The organism is Enterococcus sp. HMSC076E04, from assembly GCF_001814285.1.
GTDB classification, from domain to species: domain Bacteria; phylum Bacillota; class Bacilli; order Lactobacillales; family Enterococcaceae; genus Enterococcus_B; species Enterococcus_B lactis.
In genome coordinates, this window is record NZ_KV815613.1 from 99,449 (window position 1) to 116,204 (window position 16,756).

General features: G+C 40.2%; 12 protein-coding genes. 2 read left to right on the plus strand and 10 right to left on the minus strand.

Annotation, left to right across the window (positions count from 1 at the left end):
* Positions 1 to 6: 6 nt before the first annotated feature.
* From HMPREF2961_RS09685 to HMPREF2961_RS09725, 9 genes are all read right to left on the minus strand, one after another.
* Complete coding sequence (locus tag HMPREF2961_RS09685) at positions 7 to 1,305, minus strand: ABC transporter substrate-binding protein (RefSeq protein WP_070704662.1); 1,299 nt, start codon at positions 1,303 to 1,305, stop codon at positions 7 to 9.
* On the minus strand, positions 1,302 to 2,912 hold the full coding sequence (locus tag HMPREF2961_RS09690) for a glycoside hydrolase family 43 protein (RefSeq protein WP_070704665.1): 1,611 nt from the start codon (positions 2,910 to 2,912) through the stop codon (positions 1,302 to 1,304). Before HMPREF2961_RS09690 ends, HMPREF2961_RS09685 begins: the two co-directional genes overlap by 4 nt.
* A gap of 13 nt (positions 2,913 to 2,925) precedes the next feature.
* Positions 2,926 to 6,666, minus strand: coding sequence for an FtsK/SpoIIIE domain-containing protein (locus HMPREF2961_RS09695; RefSeq protein ID WP_002315851.1), 3,741 nt, complete (start codon positions 6,664 to 6,666; stop codon positions 2,926 to 2,928).
* Entirely contained in the window at positions 6,647 to 7,816 is a 1,170-nt protein-coding gene (gene essB, locus HMPREF2961_RS09700) for a type VII secretion protein EssB (RefSeq protein WP_070704667.1), read from the minus strand. Before essB ends, HMPREF2961_RS09695 begins: the two co-directional genes overlap by 20 nt.
* Complete coding sequence (locus HMPREF2961_RS09705) at positions 7,813 to 8,091, minus strand: EsaB/YukD family protein (protein WP_002320467.1); 279 nt, start codon at positions 8,089 to 8,091, stop codon at positions 7,813 to 7,815. Before HMPREF2961_RS09705 ends, essB begins: the two co-directional genes overlap by 4 nt.
* 1 nt (position 8,092) lies before the next feature.
* A complete protein-coding gene (locus tag HMPREF2961_RS09710) occupies positions 8,093 to 8,602 on the minus strand; it encodes a hypothetical protein (protein WP_002315849.1) in 510 nt (169 codons plus the stop codon).
* Positions 8,599 to 11,997 (minus strand): type VII secretion protein EsaA, encoded by a 3,399-nt coding sequence (gene esaA / locus HMPREF2961_RS09715; RefSeq protein WP_070704670.1) that lies wholly within the window; start codon positions 11,995 to 11,997, stop codon positions 8,599 to 8,601. Before esaA ends, HMPREF2961_RS09710 begins: the two co-directional genes overlap by 4 nt.
* A gap of 179 nt (positions 11,998 to 12,176) precedes the next feature.
* Complete coding sequence (locus HMPREF2961_RS09720; RefSeq protein ID WP_002315847.1) at positions 12,177 to 12,470, minus strand: WXG100 family type VII secretion target; 294 nt, start codon at positions 12,468 to 12,470, stop codon at positions 12,177 to 12,179.
* A 559-nt stretch (positions 12,471 to 13,029) separates the two neighbouring features.
* Positions 13,030 to 13,917 (minus strand): Rgg family transcriptional regulator, encoded by an 888-nt coding sequence (locus HMPREF2961_RS09725; protein ID WP_070704673.1) that lies wholly within the window; start codon positions 13,915 to 13,917, stop codon positions 13,030 to 13,032.
* Positions 13,918 to 14,376: 459 nt separating this feature from the next.
* Between HMPREF2961_RS09725 and HMPREF2961_RS09730 the strand changes: the two genes are divergently transcribed.
* The gene (locus HMPREF2961_RS09730) at positions 14,377 to 15,084 is read left to right on the plus strand and encodes an AzlC family ABC transporter permease (RefSeq protein ID WP_002315845.1); all 708 of its coding nucleotides are present in this window, start codon (positions 14,377 to 14,379) and stop codon (positions 15,082 to 15,084) included.
* Entirely contained in the window at positions 15,071 to 15,394 is a 324-nt protein-coding gene (locus HMPREF2961_RS09735) for an AzlD domain-containing protein (RefSeq protein ID WP_002315844.1), read from the plus strand. The genes HMPREF2961_RS09730 and HMPREF2961_RS09735 overlap by 14 nt, the downstream gene beginning before the upstream one ends.
* Before the next feature lie 84 nt (positions 15,395 to 15,478).
* Here the strand turns inward: HMPREF2961_RS09735 and HMPREF2961_RS09740 are convergent, their stop codons facing one another.
* Positions 15,479 to 16,516, minus strand: a complete 1,038-nt coding sequence (locus HMPREF2961_RS09740; RefSeq protein ID WP_025477344.1) for a zinc-binding alcohol dehydrogenase family protein — start codon at positions 16,514 to 16,516, stop codon at positions 15,479 to 15,481.
* Positions 16,517 to 16,756: the final 240 nt, after the last annotated feature.

A 16,756-nucleotide genomic window follows, 5' to 3' on the forward strand; every position in this document is an offset into this window, starting at 1 on the left:
TCCCAGCTAATCGATTTCTAAATCAGGATAAGCATTCGCTACGGCATCTTTGAAATTTTGGATAGCCGATTCTTTGTCCGTCTCTCCTTTAGAATAAGGTGTCAAGCAATGGTCGATAAACAACGTTTCGATTGTTTGATCATATTCAGTCAGAATTTTTGCATTGATTGATTGGACTATTTCAGAAAATTCATCATAATGGTTTTGCCCGCCCAGAAAGTCTTCCTGGTAAGACGATTTGATTGCTTCTACTACCCGTTCATTCGATACAAAGTCTCCCGTATCTTTTGCCCATTGTTCCAAAAATTCTGGGTCAGTAGTTAGATATTGGATCAGCGCTGCCGCTTCTTCTTTCATTTCTGAGGTGTCCGTGGCACCGATCCATGTACCACCCCAAAACCAAGAAGAAGGTCCTTGGATCATCCGCCAATCCCCTTCTGTTGTTCTAGAGCCGTCTGCCGAAGTAGCATTTTGTTTCAACCAATAATGTAATCCCCATGTAGGCAGACTATATCCAAAGTCTGTCTCGCCATTCATTCCAGCAAACCATGCTTCTGATTGACCTTCTGTATCTTTCGTCAAATCTTCTTCAACAAATCGCCGTGAAATATCCATTAATTCATGAAGTTTATCATCGATGATTAGCTTTTCATCTTCCACCCATCCTGATTCCCGCATACCAAAAAATGGTTTTGCTAAGTCTTGGACACTGGAGATCATCTGGACAGTCCCACCACTGTTTTCTTTGACTTCTTTTGCCACTTCGTAAAATTTCTCGTAATCAGCTATTTGCTCTTGCATCTGGTCTGCATCTGTAATCCCTAAAAGTGATTCTGCTAGAGAAGCACGACAATAAAATCCGCCAGGCGCTGCTTGCCAAGCTAAAGCATGTAAAGTCCCTTCTCTGCTAGTTCCGACATCCTTGACATATAAGTAGGTATCACTTGCCGCTTCTTCCAGACCGTATTCTCCTAGATCAGCCATCAATCCCGATTCGACATATTTCTTTACGAACGCAGATTCTAAGGCAATGACATCAGGCGTATTTCTTGTTCCTAACACTGGATCTAATTTAGTCTCAAATTGATCAGAAGGGATCTCTACGATCTTTATCTCGTAATCCAAAGATTCATGAGCTGGCAAATAATATTCATTGATCATCGTCGAAAGTTCGTCTGTGAACGTCCACACAGTCAATTCTAAATTGTCTTCTGAAGAACGTTCAGAGCTCGTTCCGCAAGCAGTTAGTACGCCTATCAGACTGACTCCTAATAAAGTGACACTCAGCTTCTTCCATTGTTTCATGGCTTCCCTCCTTTTTCTTCATACGAAAAGAAATCAAAATCTGCAGCCAGCCTTGTGCCGGAAGTATCGATGGCAAACATACCGACAAATGCTCCCGTGAAAAATCCTTCTTGGGTTTCAGCAGTATAATCATCGGAAAGTTTTAAGCTATCAAAAGTATAACCAACGTCTATCCATACTTTCCCGTCGAATGAATAAGAATAACGATATGTCTCATAAGAAACAATAGTTTTTAAATATACAGCGCTTACATTATCAGGTGTGGGGATGATTCCGACTGGTTCACATAATTGTCCATTGACACAATCTAAAAGAGCGATGACCCTTCCCTTCTCTTCATCATGTGTGAGATGGATGCTTGACCAGTTCTTAGTATTGTAATAATTCGTCATTCCTGCTAGTTGCATAAAATTCTCAGGTGAACATTCTACTTTCGTCACGGCTTCAAATGAAAAATGCTGCCATCGTCTAGCAACTAAAGATTTGGTGAACAGCGAATGGAATGATTCTCGACCAAACAGTCTCAAATAACCTTTCCGCTCAGTCAAACTACCGATTTCTTCAGTAAAGGGAATCCTTAATGTTTGAAAATGCAGAGGGAGCTGTTCTTGATCGAATGATTCTTTGATAGGTGTTTTTTCCCACATCTGTTCTGGTATGGACGGGCTTTCCACTCTATTTTTTGGAAAATTCTCTCCAGTTATATACGGCCATCCCCCTTTCCACTCTATTTTCTGGATCGCAGTTTCCCTTCCTAAGGGGCAATACCCTCTGTTTTCTAAAAGCGGTGTTTCTTTGTATTTTAGTGGTCTAGCTGTCAAATGGACAAAATACCATTCATCTGTATGTGTCTGAACGAACGACCCATGACCTGCTTTTTGCAAAGGCAGTTCGGGATATGACCAAGAAGTAATCAACGGATTCTCTGGATGGATTTCGTACGGACCCTCGATTTTCTTTGATCGGGCAATGGTTGCCGCATGCTCATACTTCGTGCCACCTTCTGCAGTCAGCAAATAGTAATAGCCGTTGATTTTATAAAGATGAGGTGCTTCTGTCAATTTTCGATTCGTCCCTTTAAAGATGATCTTTGATGGACCAATCAATTTTCTTTCTTCTGGTGAATATTCTTGAAGGGCGATTCCATAGAAAGAATGACGAGTAGGACGATAATCCCAAACCATATTGACCAAGTACTTTTTCCCATCTTCCTCATGGAACAAGGAAGGATCGAATCCTGAGCTATTCAAATAGATTGGATCTGTCCATTTTCCGTCGATGGTATCACATGTAATCAAATAATTGTTCACGTCTTTCCAACTACCACTCAATTCTTTGACATCGGAATAGATCAGCCAGAATTTCCCATCGTGATAACTCAAAGCAGGAGCCCAGACACCTCCAGAATCCGGGTTCCCTAACATATTCAGCTGACTTGTTCGGTTGACAGGCGTACTTACCAAGTGCCAATGTTTTAAATCCTTTGAATGATAGATCATGACACCTGGGAACCATTCAAAAGTAGAAACAGCGATATAATAATCTTTCCCAACACGACAAACACTAGGATCTGGATGGAATCCAGTTAAAATCGGGTTATTTATCATAAAGAATTCCTTTCTATACTAGGTAATCGTTCAAACGCGACTTGATCCATTCTAAGTGACTTGACTCATTCTTTATTTGGTCATGTACTAAAGCATACTCTGTCAGTGATTCAAGATCTTCCTGATCCATGACGATCCGTTCTCCCACACCTGATTTATAGCTTGCATAACGTTTTTCTTTGATTGTTTCGAAAAACTCCTCTTCTATCAATCGTGCGGCAGCTTTCAACCCACGTGCAACTTGGCCACGCCCATTAATTGCTTGAGGAACAAGGCTTGCACGACCTACTAAGCTGGTGATTTCCGTTTCATCATTCAAATATAGAGCTATTTTGGTAGAAATATTACTCAGCATATTCATACGAAGGCTACCTACTCGATTAGCAGTAAAAATAAGATAGCATCCTAAACTCGCACCATCACGAAGTAGCTGCAGGAGTAGTCCATCGATTTTTTCCTTACGCGTATCATCCGTGCTTAGACCATCATAACTATCAAGAACTGTAACAACGATTGGTAATGTTATTTGCCTTTTCGTTTCATATTGTTCAAGATTTGCTACGCCGCATTCTTTGAATAACTGTTTTCTTTCTGTTAATACAAGAGAAATCCTATCCAACATTTTTTGCAGCTTTTCGTCTTCCTCCAAAGTGACAATGTCTGCTGTGTGAGGCAAATTTTTTAATGGCAATAGACCATTATTCCCAAAGTCCAATAAATGAAAGTGAATCTGTTCCGGCGTGTTCTGACGTGAAAGATTCATCGTAATCGTTTGCAATATTGTTGATTTTCCGTACCCCGGACTTGCAAATATAGCAGTGTGGCTAGCTTTTACCAAATCATAATTATAGATCTCTTGTGTTTGTTTGGACGGTATGTCTACTACTCCAAGCGGGATATCCATTTTTCTTTCTTTCGTTTCTTTCACAGACGGCGTCACGATCTGGTCTTCCAGATTGGGTAACCAAGGCTTCTCGGGGAGGATATAATCCGACTGTTGAAAAATTTGATCGATCTTGTCAATCACTGCCTCTAGTTGCGTTGGTAATTCGCTAGTATCTTTTCCTTGAATCACTTCCTCACCAGGATCATAGAGCACCTCTGATTGCCCTAAATCATTGATCATAAAAATCCGTTCGTCCACATTCTCTTCGATTATTTTGTCTGGATCATATGAAACACCGGCATAACCGCTTTGGAATAATTCATATACTTCATTTTCGCCAACTTTAAGATAACCACGACCAGGATTTATGATTTGAGCAGCATCTGGGGTTTTTAGTAATTCATTCGAATCTTGGACACTAGCCATTTTAAGTGCGATTTTACTTGTACTATTTGCTTCAATCTGGTCATTTACCACACCAGATGGCTTTTGTGTGGCTAGAATCAAATGGACTCCTAGCGATCGGCCGATTCGTGCTACTGAGGTCAATTCTTCTAAGAATTCAGGAACATTTGCTTTTAATTCAGCAAATTCATCTGAAACTAAAATCAAATGTGGTAATGGTTTACTAGGATAAGTGATAGCTGGATTAGGGTTTAGACGTTGTTTATATAAACTCATGTATCCATTGATATTGTTTACTCCATATTTAGCAAACTCTCTTTGTCTTTTGTTCAGTTCTGCTTTGATACTTGCCAATGCACGAGCCGTCCCTGCACCATCTAGATTAGTAATTGCCCCCATGAAATGAGGTAATTTTTCTAATGTATTTGCAATTCCTCCACCTTTCCAGTCAATAATCAGCATTCCGATATCCTCTGGAGAAAAATTAATCGCCAAACCTAGCAAATAGGTGGTCAAAAACTCCGATTTTCCTCTCCAGCCAATCAAAGAACGAATTGATTTGTTTGGTTCAGCTTTCAACCAGCGAGTCCGAATAGAAAGTTCTTCTATTTTTTTCACTTCGTATTGATCTAATAAACTAAGACTTTCCGGCACCGCATTCTTCTCCACTTCCACGTGCTGCAGGTTCGCTAAACGCTGGATGGCTTGCTCCAGTGGATAGCTAGTTGGCAGATGGTTTGGCAAGAAGGTCTGATTGATGTATTCGCTGTTTTGATTGATCAGGGTAGCAGATTCACTACTTTGATATTCGATGAGCGTTGTCGTTGTCTCCGGCAGCATGTTCAAAGCTTCTTTTCCCCAAATGACTGTCACACCGTAAAGACTCATGTCTTCAGCCAGAAATTCATTCAATCCATGACCTGAAAGCCAGCTTTCATCAAGGATCGAAAAAATGTAATGCGGCTGAAAAACAACTGTTTCATTTCCGGCTTCTTTGACTTGCTGGCGTCGCTTTGTCAGCATTTGATAAAAGGAATTCAGGACCATGTCCCGTGACTGTGCGTGATGGACGATTCCCCGAAGATTCAAATGTCGGATCTTCGTATGGGGCAGCCAGCGCCAGGCACTCCACTCCTTTTGATAATCCGCTTCCGGAACCAATGTGATGAATTCGACATCTCGGTACGAATGAAGAACCGATAATTGGAAAAGGATGGTTTGGACGGCGGTTCGCAGTACAGCAGATGGTCCTGCTAATCCTAGCGTCTGATCCTTTAGCGGAACGACGATTGGCGCTTCGTCCAACTGTTTATAAGGCCAGACGAGCTGTTCTTCTGCTTCTTTGCTCAAATCATCTTCTTCTGCTGGCTGGTAGTTCGTCTTGAAACTGGAGATGATTTCTCCTGTGCCCACTCGAATATTCAAAAAATCTTCATTGCGGCTCATACGCTCATAGATCCGCGCATGATATTCTTTAGCCATCACAGCCAAATCATCTATAGAAGGATTCATATACGCTAACGCTTCTTTTTGTTTTTGTTGCAGCTTGTTCAGTTCTGATTTTTTTTGAAGCATATACTGGCGGTAGGTGGTTTCCCGTTCCTCGTTTGTTCGTTTCGTTTCTTTTTTATTGGTCAGATAACTGGAAACTGAAAAACCAGCTGTCAATAGACTCGCACCACCCATGCTCAGCATCATGATCGGGTTTCCTCCGCTAAGAAAACTTGTGGCACCGCTTAAAACGACCATACCAAGTGGTGGTACGATTGTTTTCAATAAGTCATTCCTGCCTTCTGTTTCTTTTGGTTTCGGTGCAAGGATCTCGATTTCATTCGCTGGTTCTTTCAAATGGATACGCGGGCTTCTTCTAAAAAATGGGAAATCATCCGGATATTCGGGAAGAAACGTTTCTTCTACCAGTTTCCATGGATCCAGCTGATAGTTTGTGCCCAGACTGGTGAAACGCAGCTGCTTTTCCCGGACTTCGATCACTAAACGATCGACCATCAACCGATCTCCTACGCCAAACGAAAATGTACCTTCTTGTATAAGCTGATCGTTGTAGTAAACACGTTCCTTACTCGGATAGATCTTCAGCTGATATTCTTTGGTTTTAGGATCGATAGGAATTGAGATCAATGCATCTGTTTCTAAAAAAACTGCCGATTTTTTCGCTCCGGAGATCAGAAAATCTTTTTTGGGTTTATTCGTAAAAACAGTTTCCAGCTCTTCATGTCTTAAAATCAGCAAGTGTTCATCTGACTTGATTGGTTTTCCGTCACACAATAACTTCTGGTCTTCATAAGTGAAGCTTTGACCGTTAAGCACGACTTGACGCTGTTTCTCGGTGAGTTGTTCATGGACGAACGTTTCACCAAAATAAAAAATATCAAAGAGGATCTTTACAGATGTCCGGATTTGATCACTTAATGGGACGAACCGATCAGTTGGCTTCATTTCCATCTTCTCCTCCTAACAACTTCATGTATTTATTGATCTCTTCTTCATACTTTGTGAGCAATTCTTGTTTTTTCTCACCTTTCATCTTGTTGTTGGTCTTTGTTGCATCGTATAACTTGGTATAAGCGTGTAAGATATATTGATTGTCACCAAGATTCTTAGCGACATCCAGTGCCTTATCGAAGTTCCCTTTTCCAGCATAGATCCAGTAAAGCAATGTGTTGTCGCTCGATTTAAGGGACAAGTTATTTAAAATAGCTGCCTTTTGTTCATTGGACAAATTGTCCAGTTGTACGGCACTGACTGCGGCAACATATTTAGCACCAGTGGGCAGTTTTTCAGGTTCGTCTTCTTTCAACGTATTCAAAACACCAGCGTAATCATTGGCGATATATTGTGTCTCAGCGGAACTGATACGCTCTTGTGCCGGGAGTTTATCCAGAGCATAGATCCCTGTCGCAACAGCAAATCCGATTGTCGATATCCCCAATACCAAGCTGCTCCACTTAAAAATCTGATGATTTCTTTTACTGACCACTTGTGTTTCTTTGGCTCGTTTTTGCTTTTGCTTCAGAATCTCCGTTGCTAGCAACTGATCGATGATTTCGATCGTATCTGCTTCGTTTATTTTTTTTGTAAAGGCATCTTTCAGCGTACCGCTGCCTTCGATCAGCAGTTCATAGTTTAATCTAGGATGCAAGATATAAAGGACCAATGCCCGATATTGCTTGATAAAATCATCTTCTTCATTGATATAAGGGACGATCGTTTCCATAAATCCTCGGTGCCCGATAACTAGTTCTTCTCCACGAACGAATAGATTAGCAGGATGGAGGAAAGGCTGAGCTGGACGGTGTAGAAAATCCGTTAAGAAATGGATTTTTTGTGCCAGCAGCAAACGTTGGAAGAGCTCTTCCTTTTTGACGACTTGCTCAAGCGGCAAGGTAGCCGATTCTTTTTTATAGCGAATAACCAGCTTTTCTTCTGTTGCTTCTATAATCTCTCCTGACAGCATTCGGATACCAGGTGCTAAAAAGTGCTGATACTGTGTCAGTTTGTCCAGCCTATACTGATTGGCCTGCAGAGTCACCTCTACAGCGTTAGTTTCATTCATAAATCCAATGGTTTGGTCGATGTTCTGTATTTCTCTCACAGTGGGTTTTCCTCCCTGTTTTTTTGTCTTTCGATCACTTGTAACTGATCGCCATTGCCTAAAGAATAATCAGCTAAGATGGCCTCATTTCTCAAATGGATGGGTTTATTCAAAAGAGCCAATTCAAAATTTTCGGGAAGTCGGATATGAATGATTGGAAACGACTCTTGTAAAATTGTTTTCAGTCGTGCCACAGTGACTTGGCTTGGGACTTTCAGATCGATGATCCGATCAGCTGTATGCAGACTGATACTGATTGTTGTACCTTTTTCCATGCTACACGCCACTCCTGCTCCTTTTATTTTTGTGATAAGCTAATTGTTTCCCTAAAAATAGACCGATTCCTATGCATAGGCTTCCGCCAAGAACATAGCCGCTAAAGGTAACCAGCTGATTTACTTTCCTTTGCTGCATGGTCGAAGAAGAAGTACTTTGGACTGAAGCAACAGTGTCTCCTTCTTTGAAGAGATAAGGCATTACTTTTTGGTCAAGAGCTTCTAGCTCAGTCGTTTCCTCAAAAAATACTTTTTCCTGTGCAGTTGAGACCAGTTCTTTTTGTTTTGCTTTCAATTGCTGATCTTTCGCTTCTTTCTCCGCCAAAAACAAGTCGTCGATGGCAAATGAGACCTCGTTTCCGCCTGCTTCCGTTTGCTGATCCTCATAGATTACCTGATTGTTGATTGTAAGAGACCCTTGTTCAGCATGCACACGTGTTCCGTCGAAGCTAATAGGAAAAAGAACACTCAAAATACCGATGATCCAACAGATTTTTCTTTTTTTATTCATGATTCACGCTCTTTTCTATCTTGTTCTTCAGGAAGAACAATGAGATTCAGAAACAGTCCTAAAACAAGAAGGGTGGCGATCACAAGATAACTGACCCAACTGATACGGCCGCCATTCAGCAGGACTGTGAAACCATTTTGGATATTTTGGAACGGTGACAGCCGATAGAGAAACTCGGTGAATGAACCTATTTTGACCGTCACTCCTAATAATGGTGTGAGTATGAAATACAATCCTAGAACGATGCCGTAACCATATAAGGTAAGTTTCTTGAATTGCCGTAAACAGCCTGTGACAAGCAGCTGCATGCTGGCAAAGGTCAAAAAGGCATAGCTGAACCACAACAAGCGATTCGCCGTGCCAGCACTTGCACTGGTAGCACCAGCATAAAAACCGGCAAGTAAGATCGTCACAAACGAAAGAAGGAAGACATTAGGAACGTTCAGCCATATCCTTGTCGGCTGAACCAGCAGATTGGCTTCTGTCACTTTACGTTTTTTCATAAATCCTAGTAATGAAAGCCCTGCGACCATAAGCAGAATCGCGCCAGTTAATGTTGCGTAATAAGGAACTAACGAGATTTGTCTTGTTTGTCCGAACACACCTTTTCCTTGGATCGGCCGTGACAGAAAATGGAAAACTTGTGTATTGTCTGCTCCGCCGTTTTTCGTGTTGGACAACACTTTTTCAAAGGTCTTTGCATATTCTTCGTTTTCTTTCGTTATTTGCTTCGATTGTTGAATCGATTGATCCAGATTGGTGAGGATCGTTGTTGCATTTGTCTGAACATCAGCTGTCGTTGTTTTTAATTCTTCGATTACCGGCGCGATATCTTTGACTTCTGCAGCAGATTTCTCGGTGCTAGCAGCCGTTTCTTTGGATGATCGCATCAGTTCCTGCATCGTTTGGACTAAAGACTCTGTTTGGGTGGCAATTTGTTTCGTCTCGTTTTCTTCAGGATGCGGATTTTCTTCATTGATCACTGATGCGGCTTCGATTTTTGCTGTTTCGCCCCATGCATTGTATGAATCCTTGATTTGCCGGTTGGCATCTGTGAACCATCGATTCAATTTATCTGCTTCCTGTAGCAGTTTTTCCGGGATGGTCATCAGATTCAATGTGCCGTAAAGCGTAGGGCTGGCTTCTTCTTTATTCTGATCTGTTTCATGCCCAATGACCGCTTGCAGTCGATTGATCTGAGTCTCGGTGTCCTTGTAGATCCTGTCTCCTGATTTCTTGTATTCTTCATATAATTTATCGGTAATGACCGTTTGTTTCTCAGCATTCGTAATATTGTCATACCGACGATAGATCGATTGGTCTTTAGCTAATTCCAGAACTGTTTTCCCTTGATTTTCTGACGCACGGATCATGGCAGCATAAGACTGGACTGATAACGACTGGTTCGGATTACCGAAAAGAGTCGCGATTTGCTGCGCAGCAGTATCCAGTGCTTGTAAATGTGTCAGAATTTTAGGCACATCATCGATCAGCGGCTGATCCATCGGGAGATAGACGGCATAGTGATGATCGCTTTGGACCGTTTCGTTCCTGCACCATGAATAGTGAAGTTCATTATAAGATGTCGCTTGTTCTATTGAGTTCAAATGCCAGATGATCGGCAGGTTGACCGTGAATGTCACCTGTTTCGGCAATTCTTTTTCTTGCGGGTCATCTGTTGAATCTTGCGTACTTTCTTCCGTTTCTTCGATTTTTTCAGGTGCTGCGAATGTAAATTGATGATCTGAATGGTCGATGATCGTAGTTTGATAGCGATAAGGATGCAGTTCATCATTCACTAACTGTTCGATTTCTTGCAGCTTGGGACCATCTAGCATCACACTGACTTGTTCTTGCGAATCAGCTGGTAATTGGATCGAATAAGTATTCTCTTTTGTCGGGTCCATGGAAAGCGTGACTGTTTGCTGCGGAATGGTGATCATTTCAGGATGTCCTTGTCTAGGATCTAAATACGTGAAATGGACCTCTTTTCCCAATGGCTTGTTCAAATCATTGGCGTATTTTCGGACGATTGCCAGTTCATCCAAGTAAAGGGAAGCTTGATCAGGTGTGATCACTTGCTGTTTTGCTAATTCGTCCACTAACTGTTCCAAGCTCTTGTCTGGGATCTGAGCCAATGAGGTCTCTAGTGTTCCTTGATACTCAGCATTCAATTTGGGTGCGTTCCCTCCCAAATCGGAAATCAGCTGGAGGATAGCTGTTTTCACTTGCTCGGTGGTTGCTGTATCAGGAGTAGCTGCAGGATCGTTATAATAAGTCGCTGCAATCTGGCTTTTCAACTGGGTCAACTGTTCTGTCTGGGCTTGTAGCTCAGCGATTTCTGCCTGAAGTTCCGTGATTCTTTTTATTTGTGTCACTTGGAAAAGAACCGATTCTGATAAAAACCCGGCGTACACACCTGTGTTTTCCTGTTCATTGCTGGTATAAAAATCACCCAACTGGGACAAGATTGTTTCATTCAATTGATCATGCTGCTTTTTATAGTCTGCCGTATCTGTTTCCCATTGTTCGTTGAGCTGCTTTTTTTGCATCGCTACTTGATCATTGAATTGTCTGATCGATTCTTTCAGTTTTTCATTTGCCTGCTTCGTGTAGTCCTCGACCGATTCTTTGACTGCTTCAGTCGATTGGCTGCCTCCTTCTAATCCTTGATTGTTTCTGTCCAGCAACTCTTTGACCGACTGGACAAAGGCTTGCTGCTGGGCAGTAAAAGACTGATTGTCTGTGTCTAAAATACTGGCTGTTTCCAGCACATTCGTATAATTGCCTGGGATTTCTTTGAATGGACTGTAAATAGATGATTCCAAATTCGTCTGATAGTTTACTTGTGTTCCGGCGATTTGATTCACGTTTTGCTGTGCTTCAAATAAATTCCCGACGATACTGGAAAAATACATTTGGATAATCCGCTGATTGAAGTCCGTTAAGATCATGTTGACATTGTCTTGAATCATTTGATTCGTGATTTCATTTTGTCCATCTCGAACTTGATATTCGATCAATGCTTTTTCCGGATTGATACTTTGCAGCGAGAGCAATTTTTCAGAAAAATCTTGGGGAATGATGATTTGCGCATCAAATTGCCCGCTTTCTACACCAGCTGTAGCGATGTTTCGAGTGGTGGTTTCCCAGCGATTTTTACTGTCTTTATTGATCAATGTCACAAAATCCGAACCTAATGAATAATTTTTGCCTTCAAATACTGCTCCTTTATCTTCGTTGACTAGTGCATATTGCATTTTCCCTGTAGGATCAGTTGTACTGATCGTGACGTTCTCATCTTTGAAACCTAGATAGATGAAGAAAAGCAATAGACATAGACTGGCAATGATTGTCAGGAATAAAGAAACCTTTCTTTTTAAATTTATTTTCATATCAAAAACGTCCACTCCTTCCCAATGAATGACGAAACTTTTTTGCTTCAAGTAATAGGGCAAATTTTTGTGAAAACTTATTGAAAAATTTGTACAAAAATTGGTCCTAATACCTGTGTTGAACAAGCCCCTATTGAAAGGAAGAGGCGATGAGGGTTCTCACTGCCTCTTCCATTTGCTTAAAATCCAAATGAGCTAGCGTCTTGACGATCCCGCTCTGCCACAGTGTCAGCATACTTGTTCAACTGTTGATTGATGCTTTCCAATAACTGCTCCATCTGTTTGACATTTCCTTCCAGCTGATTGTATTGCTCTAAATATGCTTGGAAGGCTTGCCCTTTCCATTGTTGAGCGATTTGTTGGTTCATGGAATTGACCTTTCTGATCGCATCTTGGATTTGAGATGCTGCCTGCTGGTAGACCTTTGCCTGTGATTTAAGCTGTTCGGGTGTGACTGCAATTGCTCCTGCCATGTTTGTTCCTCCTAATAAAAAGTTATTTTTTGTTACGCGTACATCATAAACTATTTTTTGTCTCTGTGGTCAAAATGTAGCATTCACGCACATCATGTGTCGTATACGACGTGTTATTTTGCCTCCTTATTCCTCCTTTTTTGACTGGTCAAAAATCCAAGAAAAATAACTATACAAATTATTTCTAATCTCACATATTTTTCTAAGTATGACCTTTTTAAATTTATTACAAATCACTTTGAAATAATTCTTAAAAACTGGCTGATATTTTAATGTTTTATGTTCTTTCTCAAAAAAATATAAAAAAAACGGCTAATATTTACTTGACAATACTCCTCTATCCCCCTTTTCTTTCTATCCGGAACGAATATTCCTTCTTGTAAATGCAGATGATCCTCCTTCGTTTTATATGTGGTGAATATTCTCCCATTTATTAAGTACGTAAATATTTGAAAAAATTTTTTTGATTTGTTTTTTTATTCTCTCCTTATCCTTTTGATATTTTTCATGCAAAAAAATAGCCAAGGTATTTGATGTAACACCTCGACTGTCTCTCTTTTTATTTGTCTACTACTAGTAATTCGTCTAATTGAAAATCGATTTCATAGATTCTTTCTACATTTCTCAAAAGTTCATGATTCATTTTATGATATTTCGTTGCACAAAGTTGCTGACAAATCTGCAACGCTTGGTTTACTTTTTGTCTTCCTTTTTCATTTCCTTTGATCATCTCCCAGATTCCAGTGAGTAGGGAATACTGATTTCGCTCAAAGAACATATCTTCTTCTAAAAAGACTGCTTCAAGTTTTGAGATATATTTCCAAATTAGTCCGCGTTGTTGCTGCTGGATAAAATGGATAATCGCGTTTGCCAGCATCCGAAAGCTCTCATTCTTTCGATCCTTGCTGTTTTGATAAGCGGAAATACTGACTAATGCTTTATCTAACACTAAATCGATAAAGAATGGATCAAAAGCATACATACAATGATTGAATAACACCAACTCATAATTCGTCCATGTCTGTGCATAAATCAGATACTGATAAACTTCTGAATCAGCAACAGCAATTGGCTCATCTACTATACGAGCAATCAGTAATTTGCATAAACTAGCTAGATGTCTCTCCTTTTGAGTGATGTCTCCTTTTTCTTCGCACAGGCTGATCAAATGTTGCAATTCTTCTTTATCTTGATTCATAAATGCTAAAACCATTTCTTTCATCATCCGGTCCATGTTTGCCACTTCCGGCGGATAATCGAATATCCTCAGTTCATCATAACCAAGATTGAGTTTTTGTAAAAAATATGAAAATTTGCTAACTGTCGTGTCTGCTTGATTTTTTACAAACCGTTCGTAAACGGATCGGCTGACTTCCTTTCCGCATAATTCTGCTACGGAGATACCTTTTTGCTTTCGAACAAATTCGATGATCTCCCATACTTCCATTTTGCCAACTCCTTTATAAATATGGCTCTCCTTCAGTTGAAAACAATCGCAACATGATTTTGTATGAAATAACATATACCAATCCATCAGATCTTCATTTTTCATTTCTAAAAATCATTTTTTCGTAAGACGTTCCTTATTTTTCATGATATCATCGCTGTTAAAACCAATTGTTCATTTACCAGTATTTTAAAAAAAACTTAATCATAATAGTTGTTTTATAATTTTGCAATCCATTAGAGGATAAAGAATAAGCGGTAAAGCAATACATATAATACGTTATTTTATTTTTGCTATATGAAAAATACTCATTTTTATTTTTTCTAGTAGAATTTTATCTTCTAAGTATGCCCCTCGTATGAACTATTTACCATTGACAAACGTTAAATAAAAATTTAGAATATTCACAAGTTTGACGACAATTATGAAAATTTATGTCGTGCTAAAGGAGTTTTGTTATTGGATGAAAAGTTAGATATAAAAACTGCGATCAAAGACACGTTACCTACCGTTTTTGGTTATATCGGTATTGGACTTGCATTTGGTATCGTTGGGAAAGCTGCCGGGTTTCATCCGCTGGTCGTCACGTTGATGTCCCTGCTGATTTATGCTGGTTCCGCTCAATTTATCACGGTCAGCATGCTTGCTAGCCACAGTCCGTTGCTTTCCATCGTTCTCTCGACCTTTCTAGTCAATTCCCGAATGATTTTGATGAGTATGACGATCGCCCCTTATTTCAAGAAAAATCGGTTGATTCAAAATCTGCTCATTGGCACATTGCTGACAGATGAAAGTTTCGCTCTGGGAATGAATAAATTGAACTATACGGGACAAAAGTTAAACTTTCGTTGGATGAATACAGCTAATTGGATTTCTTATTTGACGTGGGTGGGTTCTTCTCTTGTTGGCGCACTTTTAGGTAATTTTATTACTGATCCGAAAAAGTTTGGTTTGGATTTCGCCATCGTCGCTATGTTTATCGGCTTACTTTATCTTCAAGTCATTTCTGATAGAAACACCTCTAAACGATTACAGTTGATCCTGATTGGTCTCACTTTGATTCTGGTATATGTCGGACTGATTTTTATCCCAAGCAACTTAGTGATCGTAGTTGTGACACTTATCGGGTGCGGATTGGGGGTGTGGATCAAACATGCCTTCTTTTGAGTTTACATTGCTGACTATTTTAGGTTGTACTCTAGCGACTTGGCTTTCTAGGGTTCTACCGTTTGTCTTACTGAAAAAATTCGACTTACCGCAACCGTTGCTTGAGTATTTAAGTTTTGTTCCAATCGTCATTATGTCTGCTTTATGGTTCAGCAGTCTATTTACCCAAAATATCGGACATCTGCCACAGATCAATCTCGAAAATGCTTTGGCTTCAGTTCCTACGCTTTTAGCTGCTATTCTTTCAAAAAGCTTATTGGTGATCGTCTTGATAGGTATTCTTTCCCTTTCATTGATTCGCTTATTATAAATAAAAAACAAGAGCTTATGGCAAATTACTGTCATGCGCTCTTGTTTTTTATTTATAATAAGAAGAAAATCGGCGTATTCCTACTTATCCGTTGAACGGACCACTAACAACGACTTTTCCTAACATATGTCCTGTTTCTACGTCTTTGGTTGCTTGTTTCAAGTTCTTCGCATTGATCCCATCTGAATAGACCTTGCTCAATGTACTGCGGATAATCCCTTCGTTTGCTAAAGCAGCAATGTGCGCTAAAGCTTCTCCTTGCGTTTCGATTTCATAGTTATAGTCTGTTTTAGCGAACATATACTCCCAGTCGAAACTGATAGATTGGTTTTTCCAAACACCTATGTCTAACGGCTCTTTTATCCCTACGATCGTTCCCACATGTCCAAATGGTCGGACAAGGTGCTTGATTTGATCAAAATAGCGGGTAATATCGAATAATACAGCGACATACTCTACTTGATCGATTCCTAATTCACGAAAACTTTTACTTAAGTCTTGATGATAATCGATTGGATAGTCTACGCCTGTTTTTTTCAGCCATTCAAAATTCTTCGGACTTGCAGTCGCATAGACTTCTAGACCAGCCCAATGCGCTAGTTGATTCAAAATCGAACCGACGCCCCCAGCTCCGTTGATCACTAAGATTTTTTTCCCGCGGTTGGCATTTTCTTCTGGAATCAGACCAAATTTTTCAAATAACAATTCATAAGCGGTCAATGAAGTCAATGGCAACGCTGCGGCTTCTTCATCTGACAGATTTTTCGGTGCAAGAGCGGCAATACGTTCGTCAACCAGTTGGTATTCTTGATTGCTTCCTGCTCTTGTTGTTGTACCTGCATAAAACACGCGATCGCCGACAGAAAATTTTTGCACTTCATCGCCTACAGCAACGACTTTCCCGACCCCATCAAACCCTAAGATACGCAAAGCATTTCTTATCCCATTATCTTGGCGAAGTTTCGTATCGACAGGATTGACAGATACTGCGTTGACTTTTACCAGAAGATCCTGTGGAGTGGGTACAGGTACCTGTTCTTTTTCATCCATAAAGCTTTTTGGATCATCGATCGGCAGCCCTTCATAAAAACCGACTACCTTCATTAATTCCTTTTCTGACATACGAATTCCTCCTTAGCTTCATCAAGTTGGAGCATCCATACAGTGTTCATTTCAATATATATAGTATGTTATTTGTTCCACCTTTTTTATCCATCATAATTATTCTCTTACTTAAAGTAAACTATTTGTACTTTTTTGGTTAAAAAAGAGGCTGCGACAAGACTTTTGTCACAACCTCTTATAAACGGTGTTCTCCTACCAACTCTTCGGTCACAAGTTACAATATTCATAAAATATGAG

What these genes read in the sequence shown, in the direction of transcription:
- HMPREF2961_RS09685 (WP_070704662.1), bottom strand. Translation starts at nt 1,305, where the DNA reads ATGAAACAATGGAAGAAGCTGAGTGTCACTTTATTAGGAGTCAGTCTG.
- HMPREF2961_RS09690 (WP_070704665.1), bottom strand. Translation starts at nt 2,912, where the DNA reads ATGATAAATAACCCGATTTTAACTGGATTCCATCCAGATCCTAGTGTT.
- HMPREF2961_RS09695 (WP_002315851.1), bottom strand. Translation starts at nt 6,666, where the DNA reads ATGGAAATGAAGCCAACTGATCGGTTCGTCCCATTAAGTGATCAAATC.
- HMPREF2961_RS09705 (WP_002320467.1), bottom strand. Translation starts at nt 8,091, where the DNA reads ATGGAAAAAGGTACAACAATCAGTATCAGTCTGCATACAGCTGATCGG.
- HMPREF2961_RS09710 (WP_002315849.1), bottom strand. Translation starts at nt 8,602, where the DNA reads ATGAATAAAAAAAGAAAAATCTGTTGGATCATCGGTATTTTGAGTGTT.
- esaA (WP_070704670.1), bottom strand. Translation starts at nt 11,997, where the DNA reads ATGAAAATAAATTTAAAAAGAAAGGTTTCTTTATTCCTGACAATCATT.
- HMPREF2961_RS09720 (WP_002315847.1), bottom strand. Translation starts at nt 12,470, where the DNA reads ATGGCAGGAGCAATTGCAGTCACACCCGAACAGCTTAAATCACAGGCA.
- HMPREF2961_RS09725 (WP_070704673.1), bottom strand. Translation starts at nt 13,917, where the DNA reads ATGGAAGTATGGGAGATCATCGAATTTGTTCGAAAGCAAAAAGGTATC.
- HMPREF2961_RS09735 (WP_002315844.1), top strand. Translation starts at nt 15,071, where the DNA reads ATGCCTTCTTTTGAGTTTACATTGCTGACTATTTTAGGTTGTACTCTA.
- HMPREF2961_RS09740 (WP_025477344.1), bottom strand. Translation starts at nt 16,516, where the DNA reads ATGTCAGAAAAGGAATTAATGAAGGTAGTCGGTTTTTATGAAGGGCTG.